Here is a 22,342-nt window from a genome sequence, read left to right on the forward strand (position 1 = left end):
CGTTAATGCGAGGGGGCAACAAGTTGCACGCGCGGGTCGAGCGTGGCATACAAAATATCGACAACAAAATTGACGATAACGAAGATCAGCGTGACCAGCATCACGTAGGCTACGACGACAGGGCGATCCAGTTGGTAGACGCTATCGATCAGCAGCTTGCCCATGCCGGGCCAGGCGAACACGGTTTCGGTGATGGTGGAGTAGGCGATCAAGCTGCCGAATTCCATCCCGACCACCGTGACCACGGGGATCAGGATATTGCGCAGGATGTGCCGGCGCACAATACGCCCGGGCCGTACCCCTTTGGCACGGGCGAATTTCACATATTCTTGTGTTTGGGCCTCGGCCACGCCGGTGGCGGTCAGACGCAGTACCAGGGCGATATTGGCCAGCGCCAGGTTGATGGCAGGCATGATCACATGCGACCAGCCGTCCAGGGTCAGGATCGAGAGCGGTACCCCCAGCACGCTGACCGTATCGCCGCGTCCGGAGGCAGGCAGCCAGCCGAGCCAGACCGCAAACAGCAGAATCAGCATCATGCCTTGCCAGAAATTGGGCAGCGAAAAACCCAGGATCGACGAAGCCATGATGCCGCGGCCCAATGGGCGCTCGCGATACAGGCCCGCGACCAGGCCAAGCGGAATACCGATCACACAGGTCAGCGTGATGGCGACCACAACCAATTCGAAGGTGGCCGGCATACGTTGCACGATGAGTTCGACGGCAGGAATGCCGTGCACGAAAGACGTGCCCAGATCACCATGCAATGCACGCCCGAGAAAGGTGAAATATTGCTGCCAAACGGGTTGGTCCAGCCCCAGGCGGGCGATGGTGGCGGCACGCGCCTCCACGGTGGCTTCGGGGCTGACCAGCAACTCGATCGGGTCTCCCACGGCATAGACCGCGAAAAAAACCACGACCGATACGGCCAGCAGGACAAACAGGCTTTGGATCAACCTGCGCAGGGTAAACAGAACCACTTTATGCGTTCCTCGGGGCTTGCAAAAATACGGCTGACACGATGCCAGTACTAGGGAGCAGATTTCACTGATGTTGCGAGAGTGTACTGGTCTGCGCGTCCTTCGTAGCTTAGCCCCTTGCGGAATGCCCAGATGCTGCTCTCGAAATGCAGGGGAATGGCGGGTAGATCGGCCAGCGTGAGCGTCAGTGCTTGTTGCAACAGTTTTTCGCGCTGGGCATCATCGACGGTGGTGACCGCCTGACGGAATATTCGATCCAGTTCCGGGTTAGCGTAGCGCCCGTAGTTGCTCGTGCCCATGCCCAGTTCAGGTGCAAACGACGTTACCCAGTACTGGAGAAAAGACGAAGCTTCTCCCGTTTCCGAGGACCAACCCCCCATGGCGAAGCTGAACTCGCGCTTGGCCCGTTTGGGGAAATACACCGAGCGGGTCATGGCGTCGACATTCGCCTTGATCCCCACGCGTGACAGATACTGCGCCACGGCCTGAGTGATCTGGCCATCATTGATGTAGCGGTCGTTGGTGGACGACAGCGTCATCTCGAAACCATTTGGATAGCCGGCCTCAGCCAACAGTTTCTTTGCCCCTTCGGGGTCGTAGGTCAGTTGCGGTGGGTTGGGCAGCGTGCCAAACATGCCGTCGGGCAAGAATTGATTCGCCGGCAGCGCCATGCCGTCCATGATCCGATCAACAATCGTCTTGCGGTCAATCGCCATGCTGATCGCACGCCGCACGCGCACATCCTGCAAGGGATTTTTGCCGTTTTCGGCTTTCACTAGCGGGCTGACATCGCGACCCACGTCCGGCTGGAAGTACACCACGCGCACCGATGGCGTCACAACATAGTCAAAGCCCGGGGTATTTTTAATGCGTTGCACATCGCGGGCAGCCGGACTTTCGACGACATCAAAGTCTCCGGCCAGCAAGCCCGTCAGCCGCGGGCCGGCGTTCGGTACGGGCACGAAACGCACGTTGGTCCATTCGGGCTTGTCGCCCCAGTAGCCATCATTGCGTTCGAGCTCAATGCCGTTACCTTTAACGTAGGACTTCAGCTTGTAAGGGCCAGTGCCGATCGCATTTTTGCCATTATTGAAGTCGGCGACCTTGGGCCAGGCGCCGGTGACACCGCATTTTTTTTCCAGATCAAACGTAATGGGGCCGTGCTCGGCGATGCCATTCCAAATGATGCCCATACGCGTCAGATCATTGGGCAGTAAAGGATAGGGCTTGTGCGTCTTGATGATCAGCGTCTGCGCATCCGGCGCCTGGACACTGGAAAATTTTTGTACGACCGCGGCATACGAGCCCGCAATCGACTCTTCATTATTCATGGCGCGGCAGAACGTGAAAATCACATCTTCCGGCGTTAACGGCTGGCCATTCGAAAACTTCACCCCTTCTTGCAGCTTGAACTCCCACGTGGTGTCGTCCAGCGTTTTCCACGAGGCGGCCAAGCCCGGGACTAGGCTCATCTTGGCATCTTGCGCGGTCAGTGTCTCGAAAATCTGCGAAGCCATGGCGTTGTTCGGCGTGGCTTGGTGATAGTGCGGATCGATAGCCGTGGGCTCCGAGGCCAGTGCAATGGTCAGGGATTCGGCGTGCGCGCCGGCAGCCAGGCCGAGCAATGCGACCAAGGCAGTTATGCGAAAGCGAGAGGCGATCATAGGGAGTCTCTAAAGCGGATTCTAGGGAGCGAGCATTCAAGCGATCGGTTGAGCCAGGCGCATGACCGTCACGCCAGGGCGGACGTTGGCCAGGGACGGCATGATCAATACGCAGTTGTCAAAAGGCGTGCTAAACGGTTCGCCGTCGTTCCAACCCAGCAACGTACCTGCCTCAGGCAGTTTTTCCAGTCCCTGCCAGGGCTGGGCAAAACGCACATTTTCGCTTTTTGCCGCGATCGCATGTGTGACGCGCAAGGCTTCTTGAGTGGGCGCATTGGGGGCAAACCAGCCTGCGGGGAGATCGCCGCGATCGACGATGCCCGCGGTAACCAGGAATCGAGCCATCTGATCTTCTGCGACGGTACGCGCTTGCGGATCGCCATGAAAGCCGCATTCGATCAGCAACGAGCGGGTGCCGTTGTCGCCATCTTGTCCAAAACGGCCATAGTCGCGCATGCGCACACCGGCCGCATGGCCTGCGTCAGCGATGATGTTTGCCGGGTTGCCGAGCTGCAGGGCCAGTTCAATGTTACGGGGTTGTATGCCGGTCAGTTGCAATGGCACATCCGAGTTGCTCATCGAATGGAAATCCAATAGCCAGTCAGCCTGCGCGACCCAAGGTTGCAGGGCTGCGGCGCGACGTCGTTCCTGAGTTGTTGGCTCCGCGAGCTTGTCCTGGCTCCAGACCCGATTCATGTCTTCGTCCACGTATCGGGCCGGCAGGTAGTTGGCCGCATCAAATCGATCAAAGGCCGCCAAATTACAGAATGCCAGCGTCAATTTGCCGGAACCGGGCCGCACGCTGCTGGCTAGCAGCGTTTTCAGCGCCCAGGCGCCACATAGCTCATTGCCGTGGATCAGGGCAGTCAGCATGACGTGCTTGCCAGGGACACCGGAATCAAAGTGCCACACGCCCGGGGTGTCGGTGTTGCCTACACGTTCCATGGACAAGTCAGGGCAAGGGAGCGTAAACGGGCGTAGCGCGGCGGCAGAGTCAGGCGTGGACATAAGGGCTTCGCATGTGAAAGTTTCGCAAGAGGACGACACGAAGGGGAAGCATGACGCCGACACACGTACGATTCCACCCGTGCTTACGAGGGGCGTACGCCGTGCAAAATAGCCGGCTCAGTGCCAGGATCACAGTTTTCCCCCTGGAATTCACCGCAGGCCTGAGGCTCGCGCGGCACTAATTCTTATCAGACGCAGATTCTAGGAGTCAGTGAGCTTTCTCGACAATTAGAATATTTGCCATGGCATTTGCTTTTTTGGCAAAGCTTGAGGTGCAATACCCGGCAACCTTGGTGGGTTGATACACCGATCAGAGCGTAGGAACAACGGATTATGCATGGCATTGCATTGAGGTATTTCGTCGAAGTCGCCGAGGCAGGCAGCTTGAGTGGTGCGTCCAAACAATTGCACGTAGCGGTATCGGCGATCAGTCGGCAAATTGCCGGGCTCGAACAAGAGGTGGGTGCTTCGCTGTTCGAGAGGGCACCGCGCGGGATGGTCCTGAGCGAGGCTGGGCGCCTGCTGCTTGCCCATGCACGGCGCACACAGTTGGAGTCCGAAGAGGTGTTGCGACAGATCTCGGGCTTACAGGATGCGCCGCATGACGAGATTCGGGTGGGGGCGTCAGAAGGCCCCGCGCAAGGTTTCTTGCCTGTGGCGATGGTGGACTTTCGTCAACAATATCCACGTACCCGTTTTACGCTGGACGTGCTGACTCCGCCCGAAGCCATGCAGCGCATCGCCAATGGCGATATCGACGTGTCGGTATCTTTCAATGTTGAACCTGCCCAAGGCGTCAAGGTACTGCACTCGTGGCGAGCCCCCGTTTACGCGATCATGGCGCGTAACCATCCTTTGGCCGAGCGTAGTTCACTGCAACTGGATGAGGTCTTGGCCTATCCCTTGGCCCTGACCGACGACAAAAGCACAGCACGGCGTCTGCTGAACCGCAGCTGTGCGCTCGGGGGGGTGTCATTGCATGCGGCATTGGTGTCCAACTACTCACCTTCTCTGCATGGGTTCGTGCGTCATTCCAACGCGGTGATGTTTGCGGGATACATCTCGGTCGCCTGGCGCCTGGCGCAAGACGGCTTGGTCGCACGACCGGTCATTAGTGCCGAACTGCAGTCGCGAAATTTGCAGATTCAGACTATGGAAGGCCGACTACTCCCGACGGGCGTCTCGCGCTTCATCCGACACCTCAAAGTTCGCATTGATGCGCTGGAGGCGACATTGGAATAACCCCTCGGTGCCCGATATGATCAGGGAAGGGATTGCGGTGCCTGGCAGACCCACCTCGATGGCGCCAGACACCGCGTAAACAGAGCGCTTACTTGCCCGCCGCCGGATGGACCGACATGGCCAGCGTGTACTGGTCGCGGCGACCTTCGTAGCTCAGACCCTTGCGAAACGCCCAGATACTGCTTTCTAGGTGCAGCGGAATCAGAGGCACGTTATCTAGCGCGATCTGCGTGGCTTGCTCCAGCAATTGTTTGCGCTTTTCGGGGTCGATCGTGACGATGGCCTGCTCATAAACCTTGTCAAAGTCAGCGTTCGAGAACCCGCCGTAGTTGCTGGTGCCCAGGCTGCGTGCCGAATCCAGCGATGCCACCCACAATTGGAACAGCGCCGAGGCTTCGCCGGTTTCCGAGGGCCAACCGCCCATGGCAAAACTGAATTCACGCTTGGCGCGCTTGGGGAAATAGATCGACGCCGTCATGGCATCCACATGAGTCTTGATGCCGATGCGCGACAGGTATTGCGCTACGGCTTGCGTGACCTGGCCGTCATTGACATAACGGTTGTTGGTGGATGACAAGGTCAGCTCAAAACCATCTGGGTAACCGGCTTCGGCCAGGAGTTTCTTGGCGCCTTCAGGATCGTATTTGATCTCGGGCGCTTTGGGCAGTGCGCCAAACATGCCGTCAGCCATGTATTGGTAAGCCGGCGTGGCCAAGCCGTCCATGATGCGCTCATTGATGGTTTTCCGGTCGATGGCCATGTTGATGGCTTGACGCACGCGCAAGTCTTGCAGCGGGTTCTTGCCGTCGGCGCTTTTGACGAAAGGACTCGGATTGCGGCCGACGTCGGGTTGGAAGAACACCAGTCGGGTCGACGGTTTCGAGACAAAACCGTAATCGCTGTTGTCTTTCAGACGCGGCAGATCACGCGCTGCCGGGTTTTCGATCACATCAAAATCGCCCGACAGCAGGCCGGTCAGACGCGGGCCTGCGTTGGGCACCGGCACAAATTTCACGGTTTGCCAGTGCGGCTTGTCGCCCCAATAGCCTTCGTTGCGTTCCAGCTCGATACCGGTGCCCTTGACGTAGGACTTCAGTTTGTACGGGCCGGTGCCGATCGCGTCTTTACCGTTATTGAAGTCCGCCACTGTCGGCCAGGCTCCGGTGACGCCGCAACCTTCTTTGGGGGCAAATTTCAGCGGACCGTGCTCAACAATGCCATTCCAGATGACGGGCAGCTGGCGGGCCAACTCGGCCGGCATCAACGGGAAAGGTTCCTTCGTTTTCAGAATGATCGTGTGATCGTCAGGCGTTTGCACGTCCGTCAACAGTTTGGTGACCGTCATGTACGACTGAGAGACGTTGGTCTCGTTATTCAGCGTGCGGCATATGGAAAACAGGACGTCTTGCGAGGTAAACGGCTGGCCGTTCGAGAACTTCACGCCCTCGCGCAGCTTCAGTTCCCAGGTCAAATCGTCCAGGTTTTTCCACGAGGTGGCCAAGCCCGGAATGAGCTCCATATCGGCATTGCGATTGATCAGCGAGTCGTAGACGTGCGCGGCAAACGCATCATTCTGAGTTTGCTTGTGATAATGCGGATCGGCAGAGGTAGGCTCCGACGACAAGGCAATCGTCAGAGACTGGGCCAAGACGGTCGGCGCGACGGCAAGGCCGGCGCTGGCCGCCAGCAGGGCCAGAGAAGTACGCAAATTCATGAAGAGCTCCGAATCGGCAAATGACTGCACTACAGTGAGCAGGGTGCCTAAAGTAGTAATCAATCGTTGCAAGGGGGCGATTATCGGGAGCGGCTTCGTGCGTTGTCAATGCGCACCACCTTCAAATGATGGTCGGGTAATCCCGGTTGCTTTGGCCAAAAACAACAAGGCGCCGCTCCCCGCTTCGGGGTGCGGCGCCTTGGGGCGCATGATGTTACACAGCTGGGTTATGCGGCCTTATAGCCACGCTGCGTTCGGCAAAAGTATTGTTCGGCGGACTGCATCGCCACATCGTGGCACGCGTGCGAAAACGTTTGCGGGCAGCTGGTAAAGCCAGCGGTGTGTCATGGCAAGCAGGCAAATCTATTGCCGCCGGCCCTTTTCAGGGGTGGGCGGCAAGTTGCCTGCTGATTACCACTGCGAGCCGGTGTAGTGCGAGCTGGCGGCGCGGGCGCGGTTCATGGCGTCGAAAACTTCAGCGACATAGTCCGCAAAGGCACCCACAGCGTGGGAGATCGCAGCGCCGGCTTTCTTGAGCGCGACTTGCGGTTGGGCATTCTGTTGGCTTTCCATTGCGCCGCGGAGCAGGTCACGTTCCAGCGCATCGGTCAGGCGGGTATTTTGGTTCAGGGTCAAAGTAGTCATGGTTTTTTCCAGTCCGTTTCGTCATGGGGTAAACCATTATAGGGATAACCCTATGTGCAATGCAACATAAACCTGTGGATAAGTTGTAACGAGGTTATTTGTGGTGATTGCGCAACTGTCGGGCGGCGTCGGCCAGCTCGCCGGCTGTCATGCCGATGGGGCCAACGCCGGCTGCAACCAGGGCGTCAGCGGCCGCCCCGTGCAGCCAGACCGCACCCGGTACGGCTTGATCCAGTTCGATACCCTGGGCGATCAGGCTTCCCAGCATGCCGGCCAGCACATCACCCGTGCCGGCCGTCGCCAAGCCAGGATTGCCGCTGGTGTTGATCGAGCACTGACCATCGGGGCGGCAAACCAGTGTGCCCGCCCCTTTCAGGACTATCCAGGCGGCATGTCGCTGGGCGAGCGCACAGGCCGCGCGCTGGCGGTCGGCTTGGATTTCGCGAGGAGTGCAACTCAGCAATCGAGCCGCCTCGGCGGGGTGTGGGGTCAATATGACGGGACCGGGGCCCCAAGCCGGCAAATGGCCATTGGCCAGCAGATTCAGCCCATCGGCATCCAGCACCAGTGGGACATTGCCGCGCTCGGCGAACACGGAGCGAAGCGCCGTTAATGCCTGAGCGCCGGTACCTAGTCCACAGCCGGCCACCCAAGCGTCGACCGGGAGTGCGGCCTGGAACAGCGCAGTGGCGCTACGCAGCATCAACTCGGGTTGCAGCAGATCGCACGCCATCGGGCAATCTTGCTGTGCAAAACCAACCAAGACCTTGCCCGCGCCGATTTTCAGGGCCGCGCGTCCCGCCAGCAACGTTGCACCCGCCATGCCGGGACCGCCGCCTACGACGGCGACCGTGCCAAATGTGCCTTTGTGAGAGTCACGCGGGCGCGCGGCAAACAACGCCGGCAGTTCCTGGGGGCGGATCGGAGTGGCGGGATGATCGGTCATCGTCTACCACCTCGACTTAGTCCGCCAAGATCTTGCCGGCCAATCGGATTTGCCCTTGCCGATATTCCTGTCGCAGCGTCGCAATGATCTCGCCCGCCGGGCGCACGTTGTCGATGCCGCCAACGCCTTGGCCTGCCCCCCAGATGTCCTTCCAGGGTTTGACCCGCCCCGATCCAAACACAGACGATCCCGTATCGGGGTCGGGCAGATTCGCAGGGTCCAACCCGGCCGCCGCAATGCTGGCCTTGAGATAGTTGCCCGGAATGCCGGTAAAGAACGGGGTGTACAAGATATCGGACGCGCTGGCATCGACAATGGCTTGTTTATAGCCCTCTGGAGCGTTGGCTTCGGCGCTCGCAATAAAGCGCGTACCCATGTAAGCAAAGTCGGCCCCCATTGCCAGCGCGGCCAGGATGCCCGAGCCGGACGTGATCGCGCCGGACAAAATAATCGGGCCGTCATAAATACGCCGGACCTCCGACAACAGGGCGAAGGGGCTGAGCGTGCCTGCATGGCCACCGGCGCCCGCACACACCAGAATCAGGCCATCGACGCCCGCCTCCAGGGCTTTTTCGGCATGGCGAACGGTCGTCACGTCATGGAAGACCTTGCCGCCCCATGCGTGAACGCCAGCCACCAAATCGCCCGGCGCGCGCAAGCTGGTGATGATGAACGGCACTCGGTGTTTCCCGCAGATTTCCAGGTCGTGCTCAAGGCGGTCATTCGTCTTGTGAATGATCTGATTCACCGCAAATGGCGCAACGATGGCCGACGGGTTTGTCTGACGGTGGTCGGCCAGGCCCGCCTGCACTTCGGACAGCCAATCGTCCAGCAAAGTCTGCGGGCGCGCATTCAGCGCGGGGAATGACCCCATCACACCATTAATGCATTGCGCGATCACCAGTTTTGGATTCGACACAATGAACATGGGCGAGCAAATGACCGGCAACGTCATCTGCGCGTAAAGCTGATTGACCAGGGGGTGATGCTGGACGTCGTCGCGTGCGTTCATGATCAGAGGTGAAAGAGTTGAAGGGAATCAAAACTCGTGTTTATAATTATCTACCGGCTGTCCGGTAATTAATCATCTTTCATTTAACGGTATGCGTTGCCGGCCTGTCAATGCAGGTTTACGGATGTGTTCCGCCACAGTAGATTCAGATGCCCACCCGCTCACCTCCCGCCAAACGGCCCCGCGCGGGTCGGCCACCGACAATGGCCGCTCCGCGAGAACGCATCCTCGAAGAGGCCGCGCGGCTATTCGCTCGGTGCGGTTACGAAAGCAGCTCCGTCGCCGATCTGGCGGCGGCGATTGGCGTGTCCAAGGCGGCCATCTATCACTACTACACCACCAAGCAGGATATCTACGATGCCATCATCCTGGATGTACTTGCCGGCCTGACGGCGGCGGTATCACACGCGGTGGCACAGGCTACGACGGCGCCCGAGCGGTTACGCCAGTTCATGGCGGCCCATGCACGCTATTTTGAAAGCCATCATGCGCAGTTTGTCACGATGCTGATCGGCTATTCAGGTATGGCCATCACCGAGCGCGAAGATGCCGCCCGTTTGCGTGATGACTACGAGCAACGGCTGCGTCGCATCATTGCCGACGGTATCGCGAACGGTGAATTTCGTGCACTGGACGTCGCGGCAACCGGCCGCGCGGTGTTATCCATGCTGAACTGGATGGCGCGCTGGTATCAACCTGGCGGCGCTCAGACTGCCGAAGCCATCGTCGCAGGCTATTTTGATCTGCTGGTGGGGGGAATGTGCGTCCCCGCTTCTCATCCCCCCAATTATCCCCATTTACGCTAATAGACCCCACCATGGCTCTCGATACTGAAACCTTGAACTTATTGCTGGATGCGGTACGTCGCTTCGTGACCGAGCGGCTCGTCCCTGCCGAAGACGCCTTAGCCCACAGTGGTGAAATTCCCGCCGATATCGTTGCCGAAATGCGCGACTTGGGCCTGTTCGGTTTGTCCATCTCCCCCGATCACGGCGGTCTGGGTCTGACCATGGAAGAAGAGGTGCGCGTGGTGTTCGAGCTGGGCCAGACGTCGCCCGCCTTTCGTTCGCTGGCCGGCACCAACATCGGTATTGGTTCACAGTCGATTGTGCTGGCGGGGACGGACGAGCAGCGCAGCCATTATTTGCCGAAGCTGGCCAGCGGCGAGTTGATCGGGTCATTCGCCCTGACGGAGCCAGACGCCGGTTCGGACGCTATATCGCTGCGAACCACGGCCGTGCGTGATGGCGATCACTATATTATTAATGGCACCAAGCGCTTTATTACCAATGCCCCGATCGCCGGCTTATTCTCGGTAATGGCGCGCACGGCACCGGAACGCAAAGCGTCATCCATCTCATGTTTTCTGGTCGACGCGGGTACGTCAGGCGTGACCTTGGGCAAGCCTGATAAAAAAATGGGCCAGGCCGGCGCGCTCACGTGCGATGTGATTTTTGACAATTGCCGCGTGCCGGCTTCTGCCCTGTTAGGTGGCGAAGAAGGCAACGGCTTCCGTACCGCCATGCGTGTGCTGGACAAGGGGCGTTTGCACATCTCGGCCCTATGCGTGGGGATTGCCGAGCGCTTGATTCGTGATGCTGTCCAATACGCCACGCAGCGCAAGCAATTCGGTCAGCCCATTTCCGAGTTTCAGTTGATTCAAGCCATGATCGCCGATAGTCAGGCCGAGCTGTACGCCTCGCGATGTATGGTGCTGGACGCCGCCCGCAAGCGGGATCGCGGTGAAAACACAACGCTCGAGGCCGCTTGCTGCAAACTCTACGTCACCGAAATGGTGGGCCGAGTGGCCGATCGTGCCGTGCAGATCCATGGTGGTGCTGGATACATTTCCGAATACGCCGTCGAACGCTTCTATCGCGACGTTCGCCTGTTCCGTATCTTTGAGGGCACGTCGCAAATCCAACAGTTGGTCATCGCGCGAGAAACAATCAAGGCCTATTCGTGATGCGTATCCGGTGATGCGCGCGGTTCATGTGCGAAATGCGCACATGGACGTGCGGAAAACGGAATACGTCGCGACCGCGGCAAGGGCTAATATCTAAAGGTTTTACCTCTGACCGCTTGATCACGCAGCTACTGCATCTACCTATCGTCAACATGTCACAACGACCCGCCCCGCTGACCGGCATTCGCGTACTGGATTTGACTCGCGTATTGGCCGGCCCCTGGTGCACTCAGAATCTCGCTGATCTGGGTGCTGAAGTCATCAAAATCGAACGCCCGGGCTCGGGCGACGATACCCGAGCCTGGGGCCCCCCCTATCTGAAGGACGGTGAGGGCGTCGACACTACCGAGGCTGCCTATTACCTGAGCGCCAACCGCAACAAGTACTCGGTCGCGCTAGACATTGCTTCGCCGCGTGGGGCGGAGGTCGTGCGCCAATTGGCCCGTCAAAGCGATATCCTGGTCGAGAACTTCAAGGTCGGCGGCCTGCGTAAATACGGTCTGGACTACGAGAGCCTGAAGGCCGAGAACCCGGGCCTGATTTACTGCTCGATCACCGGTTTTGGCCAGACGGGACCCTATGCCAGTCGTCCTGGCTACGACTTCATGATCCAGGGGATGGGTGGCTTGATGAGCCTGACCGGCGAGCGCGACGACCTGCCTGGCGGCGGGCCGCAAAAAGCCGGTGTGGCCGTGGCCGACCTCATGACAGGTATGTATTCCACCGTCGGTATCCTGGCCGCCTTGCACGAGCGCGGCCGCAGCGGCCTGGGTCAGCATATCGACATGGCGTTGCTGGATTGCCAAGTCGCCATGATGGCCAATCAGAACCTGAACTATATGACCTCGGGCAAGGTCCCCCAACGCGCGGGTAACGCCCACCAGAACTTGGTGCCGTATCAAGTCTTTGCTGCCAACGATGGCCATTTGATCGTGGCCGTGGGTAACGATAGCCAGTTTCGCAATTACTGCCGCGTGATTGGTACCCCTGAACTCGCCGAAGACCTCCGTTTCTCCACCAATCCGCAACGCGTACAGAATCGCGAGACCTTGGTGCCCTTGCTCGCCGATCGTATGGCGACGGGAAAGCGTGACCATTGGTTGGCAGAGCTAGAGGCCGCCGGTGTCCCAGCGGGTCCCATCAATACCCTGGATCAGGTGTACGAGGATCCACACGTTCAATTCCGGCAGATGCGGCGGGAGTTGCCTCACCCCACCGCGGGGGCGGCACCTATTGCCGCCAGTCCGTTGAAATTCTCGGACAGCCCAGTGCAGTACCAGCGTCCCGCACCCCTATTGGGACAACACACGCAGCAAGTATTGTCGGAAAAGCTGGGCTTGTCCGACGCAGAGATTCAGGCGCTGATGGCGGGCTAGTCATTCTTCGCGCCGTCTCGTAAAGCAAAAAGTACAGGAGCAGACTCGATGACAATTGATATTCAGACGATCGCTATCGTCGGTGCCGGCGCCATGGGCCGTGGCATCGCGCAAATCGCTGCGCAAGCGGGTGTACTGGTACGCCTATACGACACGAATGCCGATGCCGTGGCCGCCGCGCGCGAGTCCCTGCGTCAGCTCTGGGACAAGCTCTCTCAAAAGGGCAAGCTCACGGCCGAGCAGGCCGACGCCGCGCTGGCACGTGTGCAGCCCGCCGGCAGTCTGCAGGACTTGGCAGACTGCCAATTGGTCATCGAAGCGATTGTCGAACGGTTGGATATCAAGCGCGATCTGTTCTCGCAACTTGAAGCCATCGTCAGTGCCGACTGTATTTTGGCTTCCAATACCTCGTCACTGTCCATCACCGCGATTGCCGCGGCCTGCAAACAACCACAGCGCGTCGTCGGGTTTCACTTTTTTAATCCCGTTGCGTTGATGAAAGTGGTCGAAGTCATCGACGGATTGCGCAGTGATCCCACAGCGGGTGATGCATTGGCGGCGTTGGCGCGTCGTATGGGCCACACGCCTGTACGCGCCAAAGACATGCCGGGTTTTATCGTCAATCATGCTGGGCGTGGCATGAATATCGAGGGCCTGCGGGTGGCTCAAGAATCTGTGGCCTCGTTCTCGCAAATTGATGCGATCATGCGTGAGCAAGCGGGCTTTCGTATGGGTCCTTTTGAATTGATGGACCTGACTGCGCTGGACGTGTCGCATCCCGTCATGGAATCGATTTACCAGCAGTTCTACGACGAGCCACGTTTTCGTCCTTCGCCCATTACTGCCGTACGCTTGGCCGGTGGCCTCATTGGTCGTAAGGCAGGCGAGGGCTTTTACACCTATCCCGAGGGTCAAAAGCAGGTTCCGGTCGAGCCTCCCGTGCCAGCGGCTCAGGCCGGTCTGCAAGTCTGGATCAGCCCCGCCCACGCCGAGGGTAACGCACGCGCTCGTGTTTTGCTGCAAGCCTTGAGTGCCAGTATCGTTGACGTGGCCGAACCCCCCGAGCAGGCTTTGATTATCGTGACCCCTTTGGGTGAAGACGTGTCCACCTGCGCGGGTCAACAGCAGCTCGACGCGAGCCGTACAGTCGGCCTGGACACCCTGCATGCTCTGGAAACCGGCAAGCGCCGCACACTCATGCTGTCGCCCGCTACACAACCGGCCTGGCGCGACGCGGCCCATGCGCTGCTGGCCAGCGATGGTACGCCTGTCAGTGTGATTCAAGACTCCCCGGGTTTTGTCGCGCAACGCATCGTGGCTGCCATCATCAACGTGGCCTGCGACATCGCGCAGCAGGGCATCGCCACGCCGTCCGATATCGACCGTGCGGTGACGCTGGGCCTGGGCTATCCCGCTGGCCCGCTGGCGATGGGCGATGCACTAGGTGGCGCGCGTATCCTGGAGACGTTGCGCAATCTGCAGCGTGTCACGGGCGATATGCGATATCGCCCCAGCCTGTGGCTGCAGCGTCGTGTGCAGTTGGGCCTGTCGTTGCTGGCCGAGCCGCTGGCCTAAGGCAGCGTTTGCTGGTCGCGTCGTATCCGAATCGCGTCTTCGACCAGCGTCTCAAACTCGTCCACCAGGGGCGAGCGGGGACGGAATGTGGGTCGATACACCGTTAGCAGGTAATCCACGCTGATCGACAGCGGCCGCACGACAATGTCGGGGCCGGCGCTGTCCTGTGCGCTAAACGGGTTGATGATGGCGACGCCGAGCCCTTGCTTCACCATGGCACACACGCCTGCGCTGCTCGATGTTTCGATGCGCAGGATCCGCGTGACGTTCGCTTCGGCAAAGATCTGGTCGATGCGGCGCCGATAGGCGTCGTCATTCGGAAAATGGATACATTCGACGCCGTCGAAATCCTTGGGGTGCAGCACCGCCTTGCAAGTGAGCGGATGCGACTTGGGCAGAATGCAGACTTCTTGCCCGGCCGGCAGGGTGCGCGCGGCCACGTTTTCCACTGATGGGCCGGGTTCGGCCAGGCCCAGGTCGTAGTGCTGCCGCGCCAGGGCATCCATGATCTCCCTCTGCCCATTGGAATGAATGGTGAGTCGTACCCCCGGATGACGGGCCATAAACTCACGGCATACGGGCGGCAGCAGGGTTTGCGCATACGTCGTCAGGCAGATGATTTGTATGTGCCCCAGCGTGTGATCCTTGATCGCCGAGGCGGCGCGCAGGATCTGGTCCAGGCCCGCATAAGAGCGCAACACCTGCGAATGCAGTTCAGCGGCTTGTGCCGTGGGGCTCAGTGTGCGGCCCTGGCGGTTGAACAATTGCAGGCCCAGCGCACGTTCCAGGGCTTTGAGTTCGCGACTGATGGTGGGTTGCGAGGTGCGTAACAGTTCCGCCGAGCGCGTCACGCTTCCGGTCGTCATGACGGCGTGAAAAATCTCAATATGTCGAAGGCTTGCGGGCATCAGAGGGGCGTCGGAAATATATCAGAAGCGGAGGAAATGCGATGAATTTGATATTTTGAAGATGCATATCGTACATGCCATCATTCGTGGCGTCAGCGTGCGCCGTGAATACAACGTTACACGCCTTAGTTGCATAGGATGGAGACGAAATGGGAAAGCGTGTACTGGTTGCGGAATTTATGCACGAAACCAATACTTTCAGCGTTCAGCCGACTGGGCTTGCGGAATTCCAGGATGGCGCGCTGCGGTTTGACAACGAGATTCCTCGCGACTACCGAAATACGCACTCTTCGATGGGCGCGGCTTTCGAGGCGGCGGATACGTTCGGATGGACATTGGCCCACCCCGTGGTGGCTTCGGCCAATCCATCGGGTCGCGTCACCGACGAATTCTTCGATGATACCTGTAGCCGCATTCTCGATGCCGCCGGCCAGCTGGATGGCGTGTTGCTGCATCTGCATGGCGCCATGAGCGTCGCCAGCTACGATGATGGCGAGGGTGAGTTGCTCCAGCGGCTGCGCGGGCGCATCGGCGAACAGATTCCGGTGGTGGTCGTATTGGACCTGCATGCCACCGTGACGCAACAGATGGCTGACCACGCTAGCGCCCTGATCGCCTATCGTACCTATCCGCACATTGATCAATACGAACGCACTTGGCAGGGCGCACGGTTGCTGGCGCGCGCGATGGCCGGCGAGATCACCCCACGGGTGGCCCTGGCGCGCCGCCCCATTTTGTATGCGTTAGATGGCGGCCGCACGAACTCCGCGCCCATGATCGAATTGTTACGCCGTGCCGATGTTATCGAGGCCGACGGCCAAGCGCTGGTGGTCAGCATTCAGGCGGGTTTTTCGTCGGCGGATGTGCACGATATTGGTCCGTCGGTCGCGGTCACCATCGATGGCGATCTGGCCGCTGGCCAGGCTCTCGCCGAGCAACTGATGGATTACGTATGGCAAGAGCGCCATTATTCGACTATCCACTTTACCCCGATGGATGAGGCGCTTCGCCAGGCAGCCCAACCCGATAGTAGTGGCACGCCGTTGGTCATCTCCGACTATTCCGACAATCCGGGCGCCGGCGCCTATGGCGACAGTACGACGTTGCTCAAGGCGATGGTCGACGCCGACCTGCAGAACGTCGCGTTCTACGCGATCTGTGATCCTGAGGCGGCGCGCGAGGCTGCGGCTGCGGGGGTAGGCAGCACGATCACGTTACAGGTGGGCGGCAAGATCGATCCTGCGCAAGGTGGAGCACCGCTGGCGCTGACCGGTTACGTGGCTACCATCACGGATGGGCGATTTGTCGCTCATGGCCCCATGGGTGGGGGAGTGGCTCGCAACTACGGTCTGAGCATCGTATTCCGCGTCGGCGGTATCGACATCATTTTGATCAGCAACAACGGTCAAGCTACCGATCTGGGACAACTCACGTCATTGGGTATCGACCCTTCTCGCAAATCGACGGTCGCCGTGAAATCGATGCAACATTTCCGGGCGGCGTTCGAGCCCATCGCGCGCCAAGTGCTGGAAGTCGACGCTGGTGCGTTGTGCACCAAGGATTTCAAAGGCCGTCCATATCAACACGTTCGCCGTCCGATCTGGCCGCTGGATGATATCTAAAACTGAGAGGAATGCCTGACGAGACGAGCCGCGGCTATTCGCAATAGCAGTCGCGCAGCGTTGTCAGTGCGCCATGATCAATTCAAAAAATCAAGGGAAAACAAGCATGCAAAAACGCGTCAGAACTTTCTCGCTTGCACTGGCTGCCAGTCTGGTGTTGGTGGCGACCGCCGGGGCTGCCGAACAGCCGAAGACGATCAAGGCGGTCATGAGTGGCGCGCTGAACAATCTGGATCCTATTCAGACCACCGCTGACGCCACGCTGGTGCACGGGATGCTAGTCTACGACACGTTGTTCTCGTGGGACGAAAATCTGGTGGCCAAGCCCCAGATGGTCGATTCGTACACCGTCAGCGACGACAAGCTGACCTACACCTTTACGCTACGCGAAGGCCTGAAGTGGCACGATGGTCAGCCCGTCAAAGCTGAAGACTGTGTGGCCTCTCTCCAGCGTTGGTCGACGCGCGACACATTGGGCCAGCGCATCGCCGAGCTGACGTCTGACGTTTCCGTCGTCGATGGTCGTACGTTCCGTATCGTGCTCAAGGCACCGTTTGGCTACCTGTTGGACGCGCTGGCCAAGACTGGTAGCAACTGGCCGATCATGATGCCCAAGCGTCTGGCACAGACCAGTCCCTCTGAGCAAGTCCGCGAAGCGATCGGCTCGGGCCCATTCAAATTCGTGCGCGAAGAATGGGTGCCTGGCAGCAAGGCGGTCTATGTCAAGAACAACGATTATGTCCCCCGCGACGAGCCGGCCAGTGGTACCGCCGGTGGCAAAGTCGCCAAGGTGGATCGCGTTGAATGGATTGTGATGCCCGATCAGCAGACAGCGCAGGCGGCGCTGATGAATGGCGAGATCGATCTCATCGAAGCGCCTCAGGCTGATTTTATTCCCATGCTGAGTGGTACGCAGGGCGTAAAAGTCGAAACGACCGCGACCTTTGGGATCCAGGGCATCCTGCGCATGAACCACCTGCAGCCGCCGTTTGATAACGCCAAGGCGCGCCAGGGGCTCCAGGCACTGGTTAATCAGGAGACTTACCTGCGCGCGATCGTCGGTAATCCCGAGTTCTATCAAGTCTGCAATTCGATTTTCGTCTGCGGCTCGCCACTCGAGACCCAGAGCAAGCGCACCTACGCTGACGATAAGGCGCGCGTCGAGGCAGCCAAGCAGTTGTTCAAAGAAGCGGGCTACCAGGGCGAGCCCATTGTTATCCTGAACCCCACCGATAGCGCGCTCTCCAGCTCGGCGGCGCTGGTGACGGCGCAACTGATGCGCGAGGCCGGCTTGAATGTCGACGTGCAATCAATGGATTGGGCCTCTGTTGTGGCACGGCGCCCCAATAAGGGCAAGCCTTCGGAAGGCGGCTGGAATATCTTCATCAGTAACCAGTCCGGCATGACTGCCTCGAATCCATTGACCAACCTGGGTCTGGCGGCAACCTGCGAAAAAGCCTGGTTCGGCTGGCCTTGCGATGGAAAAAGCGAGGCCCTGCGCGACAAATTCGCGAGCGCCGAGACCCTAGAGGAGCGGCGCGACATCGCGCAGGCTCTGCAAGATCAGGCTGACGAGTCCGTACCGTACATCTCGTTCGGTCAATGGAGTCAGCCGATCGCCTATCGCAGCGATCGACTCAGCAACATTCTCAAGCTGCCTAACTCCTTCGTGTTCTGGAACATCGCGGTTAAGTAACCCGTGTTCTGTTGGNGNCCCGCTGATGCGGGNCGCCAATCCTTTTGTAGGAGTAGTGAGTGGGAAGTCACATCTTGCGGCGCCTGTTGGCCACGGTGCCGGTCATCGTGATTGTCGCGGTGTTCGTTTTTCTGTTGCTGCGGTTGACGCCCGGCGATCCCGCGGCGGTGATCGCGGGCGAGCACGCGTCGGCTGCCGACATCGAGCACATCCGCGCGAGCCTGGGATTGAATCGCCCTCTGGTTGAGCAATTCTTCATCTGGCTGGGCAGGTTGCTCCAGGGCGACCTGGGTCACTCCATCATTAATAATATGCCGATCTCGTCGCTGATCGCGCAGCGCATCGAGCCTACGCTGTCGTTGGCGGTCGCGACGATGTTGGTGGCGCTGCTGGTCTCGTTGCCGCTGGGTATCGCGGCGGCATGGGGGTCGCGTACCTGGATCGATCGATTCACGATGGTGCTGGCTATTCTGGGCTTCTCACTGCCGGTCTTTCTGGTGGCTTATGCGTTGATTTATTTCTTCTCGATGAAGCTGGGCTGGTTTCCAGTGCAGGGTTATCGCCCTTTGTCTGAGGGCGTATTACCGTGGTTGCAAGGACTGGCACTGCCTACGCTGTCACTGTCATTCACCTATATCGCCTTGCTGGCACGGACCACGCGCGCTAGCATGCTGGACATCTTGTCCGAGGATTACATCCGCACCGCACAGGCCAAAGGCGTGCGCACGCGCGCGCTGCTGATACGCCATGCGTTCTCTAATGCCGCCGTGCCTGTGGTCACTATTGCCGGCATTGGTATCACGCTGCTGATCAGCGGTGTGGTCATCACCGAGACGGTCTTTAATATTCCGGGCCTGGGTCGACTGACGGTCGATGCCATTCTCAGTCGCGACTATCCCATCATCCAGGCGCTGATACTGTTGTTTTCGGCAGTCTATGTCGTGATCAATCTGTTGATCGATTTGCTGTATGTCGTTCTAGATCCTCGCATCGAGTATTGACGCTATGTCTGCTACTGCTAACGTTATTGCTGGCTACCCGGTGCGCCGCACCTGGATACCGCGTTTCTTGCGTGGCCGTTCCGCCATGGTGTTCGGCGCTTCGCTGTTGTTCGTGTTGGTCGCATTGGCCATTGCCTCACCTTGGCTGACCGCCGATGCGCAGGCGATCTCGCCGCTGAACCGACTGAAACCGCCGTCGGCTGATCTCTGGTTCGGTGCCGATCAATTGGGGCGCGACATCTATGCCCGCACCCTGCAAGGCGCTCGCGTTTCATTGCTGGTGGGCGTCAGTGTGGCGCTGCTCAGCGCCGCTATCGGTCTGCTGATGGGTGTGCTGTGCGGCTTTTATCGCCGTCTGGATGCGGTCGTCATGCGCTTCATGGACGCCTTGATGGCCATTCCATCGATTCTGCTTGCCATCGCACTGACCACGCTAGTGCGAGGCGGCGTGCTCCTCGTCATTGTGGCGATCACGATACCCGAGATCCCGCGGGTGGTGCGCCTGGTGCGCAGCGTGGTATTGACGCTGCGCGGGCAACCGTATGTGATTGCGGCCATTGCTGCCGGCACACGCCAGCCATTGATCATGTTGCGCCACATCGTGCCCAACGCCGTATCGCCCTTGATCGTGCAGGCCACCTATGTGTGTGCTTCGGCGATTCTGACCGAAGCGGGTCTGAGCTTTATCGGGGCGGGTGTGCCGCCCGAGGTGCCGAGCTGGGGCAATATCATCGCCGGCGCGCGATCCTATTTTCAGATCGCACCGTGGGCCATCTTCTTTCCAGGCATCGGCTTGGCCTTGACGGTGCTGGCGGTCAACCTGCTGGGTGACGGACTGCGCGACAGCCTCGACCCGCGTGCATCCAGGAGGCTTTGAGCGATGGACGCCACGATGCCATCCCCCATACAAGATCAGACGCGTCCCATGCTGAGCGTACGCGGACTGCATACACGCTTCTACAAGGACGACACCGTCATCCATGCCGTCAATGGTATGTCGCTCGATTTGTGGCCCGGCGAGGTCCTGGGCCTGGTCGGTGAGTCAGGCTGTGGCAAGAGCGTGACGGCGCTGTCCATCCTGCGCCTGATTCCGCGCGCCGTCGGGCGCGTGGTCGAAGGGGAGATTGATTTCGAGGGCCGCGATCTGTTGGCCCTGACCCCGCATGAACTGGCCTCAATGCGCGGCCGCGATATCTCGATGATCTTCCAGGAACCGATGACTTCGCTCAATCCGGTACTGCGCATAGGCGAGCAGGTGGCCGAGTCTCTGGAGCTACACAAAGGCATGAGCCGACGAGCCGCGCTGGCCCGCGCCGTCGAACTGCTCGAGTTAGTGCGCATCGCCGATCCGGCGCGGCAGGCCCGTGAGTACCCGCATCGTCTATCGGGCGGTATGCGTCAACGTGTGATGATTGCCATGGCCCTGGCTTGCGAGCCGCGGTTGATGATTGCTGATGAGCCCACCACGGCGCTGGATGTGACCGTGCAGGCGCAGATTCTCGAACTGATGTCGGACCTGAACCGGCAGACCGGCGCGGCAATTCTGTTGATTACCCACGATCTAGGCGTGGTGGCCGAGATGGCTCACCGTGTCATTGTCATGTACGCCGGTAATGCGGTCGAAGAGGCTTCGGTGCAGGACCTGTTCGCCAATCCGCTGCACCCGTATACGCGCGGCCTGATGGCCGCCATGCCGCGCCGCGGCGCGTGGCGCGACACCGCGAGGTTGCAGGCGCTGCAGGAAATCCCGGGCATGGTGCCCTCGCTGCGCGCTCCCATTGTGGGCTGCGCGTTTGCGCCACGCTGCTCCTATGCAACCGCGCGCTGCCATGAGCACGCGCCGGTTAGGCAGATACGCCAGAATGGTCATGCCGTGGCGTGCTGGGAGGCAGATCGCATGGAGCAACTGGGGAAACCAATATGAGCCAGGCGCACGATGGACCCGTGCTGGCGGTGAACGATCTGAAAATGCACTTTCCGATACGTCGCGGTGTGCTCGGTCGCCAAGTGGGGACGGTCTATGCGGTTGACGGCGTGAGCTTTACGCTCGAGCCTGGTCAGACCTTAGGCCTGGTCGGTGAAAGCGGCTGTGGCAAGTCGACGTTAGGCCGTACCCTGGTCAGGCTTGCGGAGCCGACCGCGGGCCAGATCTGTCTGGACGGTCAGGACATCAGTCGCCTGACGCCGGGCGAACTCAGACCGTTGCGCCGCAAGATGCAAATAGTCTTGCAGGATCCTTTTTCATCGCTTAATCCGCGACGCACGGCCGGTGACAGCGTCATCGAACCGCTGAGCAACTTCGAGCGCTTGACGGCCAGTACACGCCGAGAGCGTATGGCGGAGCTATTCGCCAAGGTCGGTTTGCCGGCCGAGGCCATGCGCAAGTATCCGCACGAGTTTTCCGGTGGGCAACGTCAGCGGCTCGGCATCGCTCGGGCGTTGTCAGTATCGCCTCGGCTGATCGTGGCCGACGAACCTGTGTCGGCGCTCGACGTGTCTGTGCAGGCCCAAGTTATCAATTTGATGATGCGCCTGCAGCAGGATCTTGGTGTGGCTTACGTTTTCATCTCGCACGATTTGGCCGTTGTCGAACACGTCAGCCACCAGGTGGCCGTGATGTACCTCGGGCGCATCGTCGAAATCGGCAGTCGCAACCAGTTGTTCAGCGCGCCGCGTCACCCCTATACGCAAGCGTTATTGGCAGCGGCGCCGATACCCGATCCACTGAAGAAGGTCCAGCGTCAAGTCGTGCCGGGTGATGTGCCCAGCCCGGCCAAGCCGCCACCGGGTTGTCACTTTCATACGCGTTGTAGTCAGGTCGGGCCTAGGTGCCGGCGCGAAGCGCCCGTGCTACAAGACACGGCCGGTCACGCCGTGGCCTGCCACCTGTATACCGGCGGGACGGTTTAAGTCGTTTTCGCGACGGATGCGTCCGTACGGCGACATGCCCGTTGGCAGTCATGCTGTCGCTGTCGAAAACGCCAGTG

At 59.8% G+C, this 22,342-nt stretch carries 19 protein-coding genes; 11 read left to right on the forward strand and 8 right to left on the reverse strand.

Annotation, left to right across the window (positions count from 1 at the left end; all coding sequences use genetic code 11):
* Window positions 1–2: 2 nt before the first annotated feature.
* The 3 genes from ACNAZS_RS07490 to ACNAZS_RS07500 are packed head-to-tail and all read right to left on the reverse strand — an operon-like array spanning window position 3 to window position 3,652.
* The gene (locus ACNAZS_RS07490; RefSeq protein WP_415787793.1) at window positions 3–980 is read right to left on the reverse strand and encodes an ABC transporter permease; all 978 of its coding nucleotides are present in this window, start codon (window positions 978–980) and stop codon (window positions 3–5) included.
* Window positions 981–1,030: 50 nt separating this feature from the next.
* Window positions 1,031–2,644, reverse strand: a complete 1,614-nt coding sequence (locus ACNAZS_RS07495; RefSeq protein WP_415787795.1) for an ABC transporter substrate-binding protein — start codon at window positions 2,642–2,644, stop codon at window positions 1,031–1,033.
* 36 nt (window positions 2,645–2,680) lie between these two features.
* Complete coding sequence (locus ACNAZS_RS07500; protein WP_415787797.1) at window positions 2,681–3,652, reverse strand: M14 family metallopeptidase; 972 nt, start codon at window positions 3,650–3,652, stop codon at window positions 2,681–2,683.
* Window positions 3,653–3,985: 333 nt separating this feature from the next.
* Here ACNAZS_RS07500 and ACNAZS_RS07505 point away from each other — a divergent pair, with 333 nt between their 5' ends.
* Window positions 3,986–4,894 (forward strand): LysR family transcriptional regulator, encoded by a 909-nt coding sequence (locus ACNAZS_RS07505; RefSeq protein WP_415787799.1) that lies wholly within the window; start codon window positions 3,986–3,988, stop codon window positions 4,892–4,894.
* An 88-nt stretch (window positions 4,895–4,982) separates the two neighbouring features.
* Here ACNAZS_RS07505 and ACNAZS_RS07510 read toward each other — a convergent pair whose 3' ends face one another.
* From ACNAZS_RS07510 to ACNAZS_RS07525, 4 genes are all read right to left on the reverse strand, one after another.
* Complete coding sequence (locus ACNAZS_RS07510; protein WP_415787800.1) at window positions 4,983–6,608, reverse strand: ABC transporter substrate-binding protein; 1,626 nt, start codon at window positions 6,606–6,608, stop codon at window positions 4,983–4,985.
* A 411-nt stretch (window positions 6,609–7,019) separates the two neighbouring features.
* Window positions 7,020–7,253, reverse strand: a complete 234-nt coding sequence (locus ACNAZS_RS07515; RefSeq protein ID WP_415787802.1) for a hypothetical protein — start codon at window positions 7,251–7,253, stop codon at window positions 7,020–7,022.
* A 94-nt stretch (window positions 7,254–7,347) separates the two neighbouring features.
* Window positions 7,348–8,199 (reverse strand): NAD(P)H-hydrate dehydratase, encoded by an 852-nt coding sequence (locus ACNAZS_RS07520; RefSeq protein ID WP_415787804.1) that lies wholly within the window; start codon window positions 8,197–8,199, stop codon window positions 7,348–7,350.
* Between the two features lie 16 nt (window positions 8,200–8,215).
* Complete coding sequence (locus tag ACNAZS_RS07525) at window positions 8,216–9,211, reverse strand: NAD(P)H-dependent flavin oxidoreductase (protein ID WP_415787806.1); 996 nt, start codon at window positions 9,209–9,211, stop codon at window positions 8,216–8,218.
* Window positions 9,212–9,360: 149 nt separating this feature from the next.
* Here ACNAZS_RS07525 and ACNAZS_RS07530 point away from each other — a divergent pair, with 149 nt between their 5' ends.
* From ACNAZS_RS07530 to ACNAZS_RS07545, 4 genes are all read left to right on the forward strand, one after another.
* The gene (locus tag ACNAZS_RS07530) at window positions 9,361–10,017 is read left to right on the forward strand and encodes a TetR/AcrR family transcriptional regulator (protein WP_415787808.1); all 657 of its coding nucleotides are present in this window, start codon (window positions 9,361–9,363) and stop codon (window positions 10,015–10,017) included.
* 11 nt (window positions 10,018–10,028) lie between these two features.
* Window positions 10,029–11,177, forward strand: a complete 1,149-nt coding sequence (locus tag ACNAZS_RS07535; protein ID WP_415787810.1) for an acyl-CoA dehydrogenase family protein — start codon at window positions 10,029–10,031, stop codon at window positions 11,175–11,177.
* A 152-nt stretch (window positions 11,178–11,329) separates the two neighbouring features.
* Complete coding sequence (locus tag ACNAZS_RS07540; protein WP_415787812.1) at window positions 11,330–12,553, forward strand: CaiB/BaiF CoA transferase family protein; 1,224 nt, start codon at window positions 11,330–11,332, stop codon at window positions 12,551–12,553.
* A gap of 48 nt (window positions 12,554–12,601) precedes the next feature.
* Window positions 12,602–14,128 carry a 3-hydroxyacyl-CoA dehydrogenase gene (locus tag ACNAZS_RS07545; protein ID WP_415787814.1) on the forward strand — a complete coding sequence of 509 codons (1,527 nt, stop codon included), beginning with the start codon at window positions 12,602–12,604 and terminating at the stop codon, window positions 14,126–14,128.
* Here the strand turns inward: ACNAZS_RS07545 and ACNAZS_RS07550 are convergent.
* Complete coding sequence (locus ACNAZS_RS07550; protein ID WP_415787816.1) at window positions 14,125–15,036, reverse strand: LysR family transcriptional regulator; 912 nt, start codon at window positions 15,034–15,036, stop codon at window positions 14,125–14,127. The genes ACNAZS_RS07545 and ACNAZS_RS07550 overlap by 4 nt on opposite strands.
* 149 nt (window positions 15,037–15,185) lie before the next feature.
* On the opposite strand from ACNAZS_RS07550, the gene ACNAZS_RS07555 reads away from it, so the two are divergent.
* The 6 genes from ACNAZS_RS07555 (at window position 15,186) to ACNAZS_RS07580 (ending at window position 22,265) form a co-directional block, all read left to right on the forward strand.
* Entirely contained in the window at window positions 15,186–16,658 is a 1,473-nt protein-coding gene (locus ACNAZS_RS07555; protein WP_415787818.1) for a M81 family metallopeptidase, read from the forward strand.
* A gap of 106 nt (window positions 16,659–16,764) precedes the next feature.
* The gene (locus tag ACNAZS_RS07560; RefSeq protein ID WP_415787820.1) at window positions 16,765–18,354 is read left to right on the forward strand and encodes an ABC transporter substrate-binding protein; all 1,590 of its coding nucleotides are present in this window, start codon (window positions 16,765–16,767) and stop codon (window positions 18,352–18,354) included.
* Between the two features lie 59 nt (window positions 18,355–18,413).
* Window positions 18,414–19,355 (forward strand): ABC transporter permease, encoded by a 942-nt coding sequence (locus tag ACNAZS_RS07565; RefSeq protein WP_415787821.1) that lies wholly within the window; start codon window positions 18,414–18,416, stop codon window positions 19,353–19,355.
* Between the two features lie 4 nt (window positions 19,356–19,359).
* Window positions 19,360–20,232, forward strand: a complete 873-nt coding sequence (locus ACNAZS_RS07570; RefSeq protein WP_415787823.1) for an ABC transporter permease — start codon at window positions 19,360–19,362, stop codon at window positions 20,230–20,232.
* 15 nt (window positions 20,233–20,247) lie between these two features.
* Window positions 20,248–21,279 (forward strand): ABC transporter ATP-binding protein, encoded by a 1,032-nt coding sequence (locus ACNAZS_RS07575; RefSeq protein ID WP_415787825.1) that lies wholly within the window; start codon window positions 20,248–20,250, stop codon window positions 21,277–21,279.
* The gene (locus ACNAZS_RS07580) at window positions 21,276–22,265 is read left to right on the forward strand and encodes an ABC transporter ATP-binding protein (protein WP_415787827.1); all 990 of its coding nucleotides are present in this window, start codon (window positions 21,276–21,278) and stop codon (window positions 22,263–22,265) included. The genes ACNAZS_RS07575 and ACNAZS_RS07580 overlap by 4 nt, the downstream gene beginning before the upstream one ends.
* The last annotated feature ends 77 nt before the right edge of the window (window positions 22,266–22,342 follow it).

The organism is Bordetella tumulicola (genome assembly GCF_965138755.1).
In the GTDB taxonomy this organism is placed as follows: domain Bacteria; phylum Pseudomonadota; class Gammaproteobacteria; order Burkholderiales; family Burkholderiaceae_B; genus Bordetella_A; species Bordetella_A tumulicola.

What these genes read in the sequence shown, in the direction of transcription:
- ACNAZS_RS07535 (WP_415787810.1), top strand. Translation starts at nt 10,029, where the DNA reads ATGGCTCTCGATACTGAAACCTTGAACTTATTGCTGGATGCGGTACGT.
- ACNAZS_RS07555 (WP_415787818.1), top strand. Translation starts at nt 15,186, where the DNA reads ATGGGAAAGCGTGTACTGGTTGCGGAATTTATGCACGAAACCAATACT.
- ACNAZS_RS07520 (WP_415787804.1), bottom strand. Translation starts at nt 8,199, where the DNA reads ATGACCGATCATCCCGCCACTCCGATCCGCCCCCAGGAACTGCCGGCG.
- ACNAZS_RS07505 (WP_415787799.1), top strand. Translation starts at nt 3,986, where the DNA reads ATGCATGGCATTGCATTGAGGTATTTCGTCGAAGTCGCCGAGGCAGGC.
- ACNAZS_RS07570 (WP_415787823.1), top strand. Translation starts at nt 19,360, where the DNA reads ATGTCTGCTACTGCTAACGTTATTGCTGGCTACCCGGTGCGCCGCACC.
- ACNAZS_RS07525 (WP_415787806.1), bottom strand. Translation starts at nt 9,211, where the DNA reads ATGAACGCACGCGACGACGTCCAGCATCACCCCCTGGTCAATCAGCTT.
- ACNAZS_RS07495 (WP_415787795.1), bottom strand. Translation starts at nt 2,644, where the DNA reads ATGATCGCCTCTCGCTTTCGCATAACTGCCTTGGTCGCATTGCTCGGC.
- ACNAZS_RS07560 (WP_415787820.1), top strand. Translation starts at nt 16,765, where the DNA reads ATGCAAAAACGCGTCAGAACTTTCTCGCTTGCACTGGCTGCCAGTCTG.
- ACNAZS_RS07545 (WP_415787814.1), top strand. Translation starts at nt 12,602, where the DNA reads ATGACAATTGATATTCAGACGATCGCTATCGTCGGTGCCGGCGCCATG.
- ACNAZS_RS07550 (WP_415787816.1), bottom strand. Translation starts at nt 15,036, where the DNA reads ATGCCCGCAAGCCTTCGACATATTGAGATTTTTCACGCCGTCATGACG.
- ACNAZS_RS07515 (WP_415787802.1), bottom strand. Translation starts at nt 7,253, where the DNA reads ATGACTACTTTGACCCTGAACCAAAATACCCGCCTGACCGATGCGCTG.
- ACNAZS_RS07500 (WP_415787797.1), bottom strand. Translation starts at nt 3,652, where the DNA reads ATGTCCACGCCTGACTCTGCCGCCGCGCTACGCCCGTTTACGCTCCCT.
- ACNAZS_RS07575 (WP_415787825.1), top strand. Translation starts at nt 20,248, where the DNA reads ATGCCATCCCCCATACAAGATCAGACGCGTCCCATGCTGAGCGTACGC.
- ACNAZS_RS07540 (WP_415787812.1), top strand. Translation starts at nt 11,330, where the DNA reads ATGTCACAACGACCCGCCCCGCTGACCGGCATTCGCGTACTGGATTTG.
- ACNAZS_RS07510 (WP_415787800.1), bottom strand. Translation starts at nt 6,608, where the DNA reads ATGAATTTGCGTACTTCTCTGGCCCTGCTGGCGGCCAGCGCCGGCCTT.
- ACNAZS_RS07530 (WP_415787808.1), top strand. Translation starts at nt 9,361, where the DNA reads ATGCCCACCCGCTCACCTCCCGCCAAACGGCCCCGCGCGGGTCGGCCA.
- ACNAZS_RS07580 (WP_415787827.1), top strand. Translation starts at nt 21,276, where the DNA reads ATGAGCCAGGCGCACGATGGACCCGTGCTGGCGGTGAACGATCTGAAA.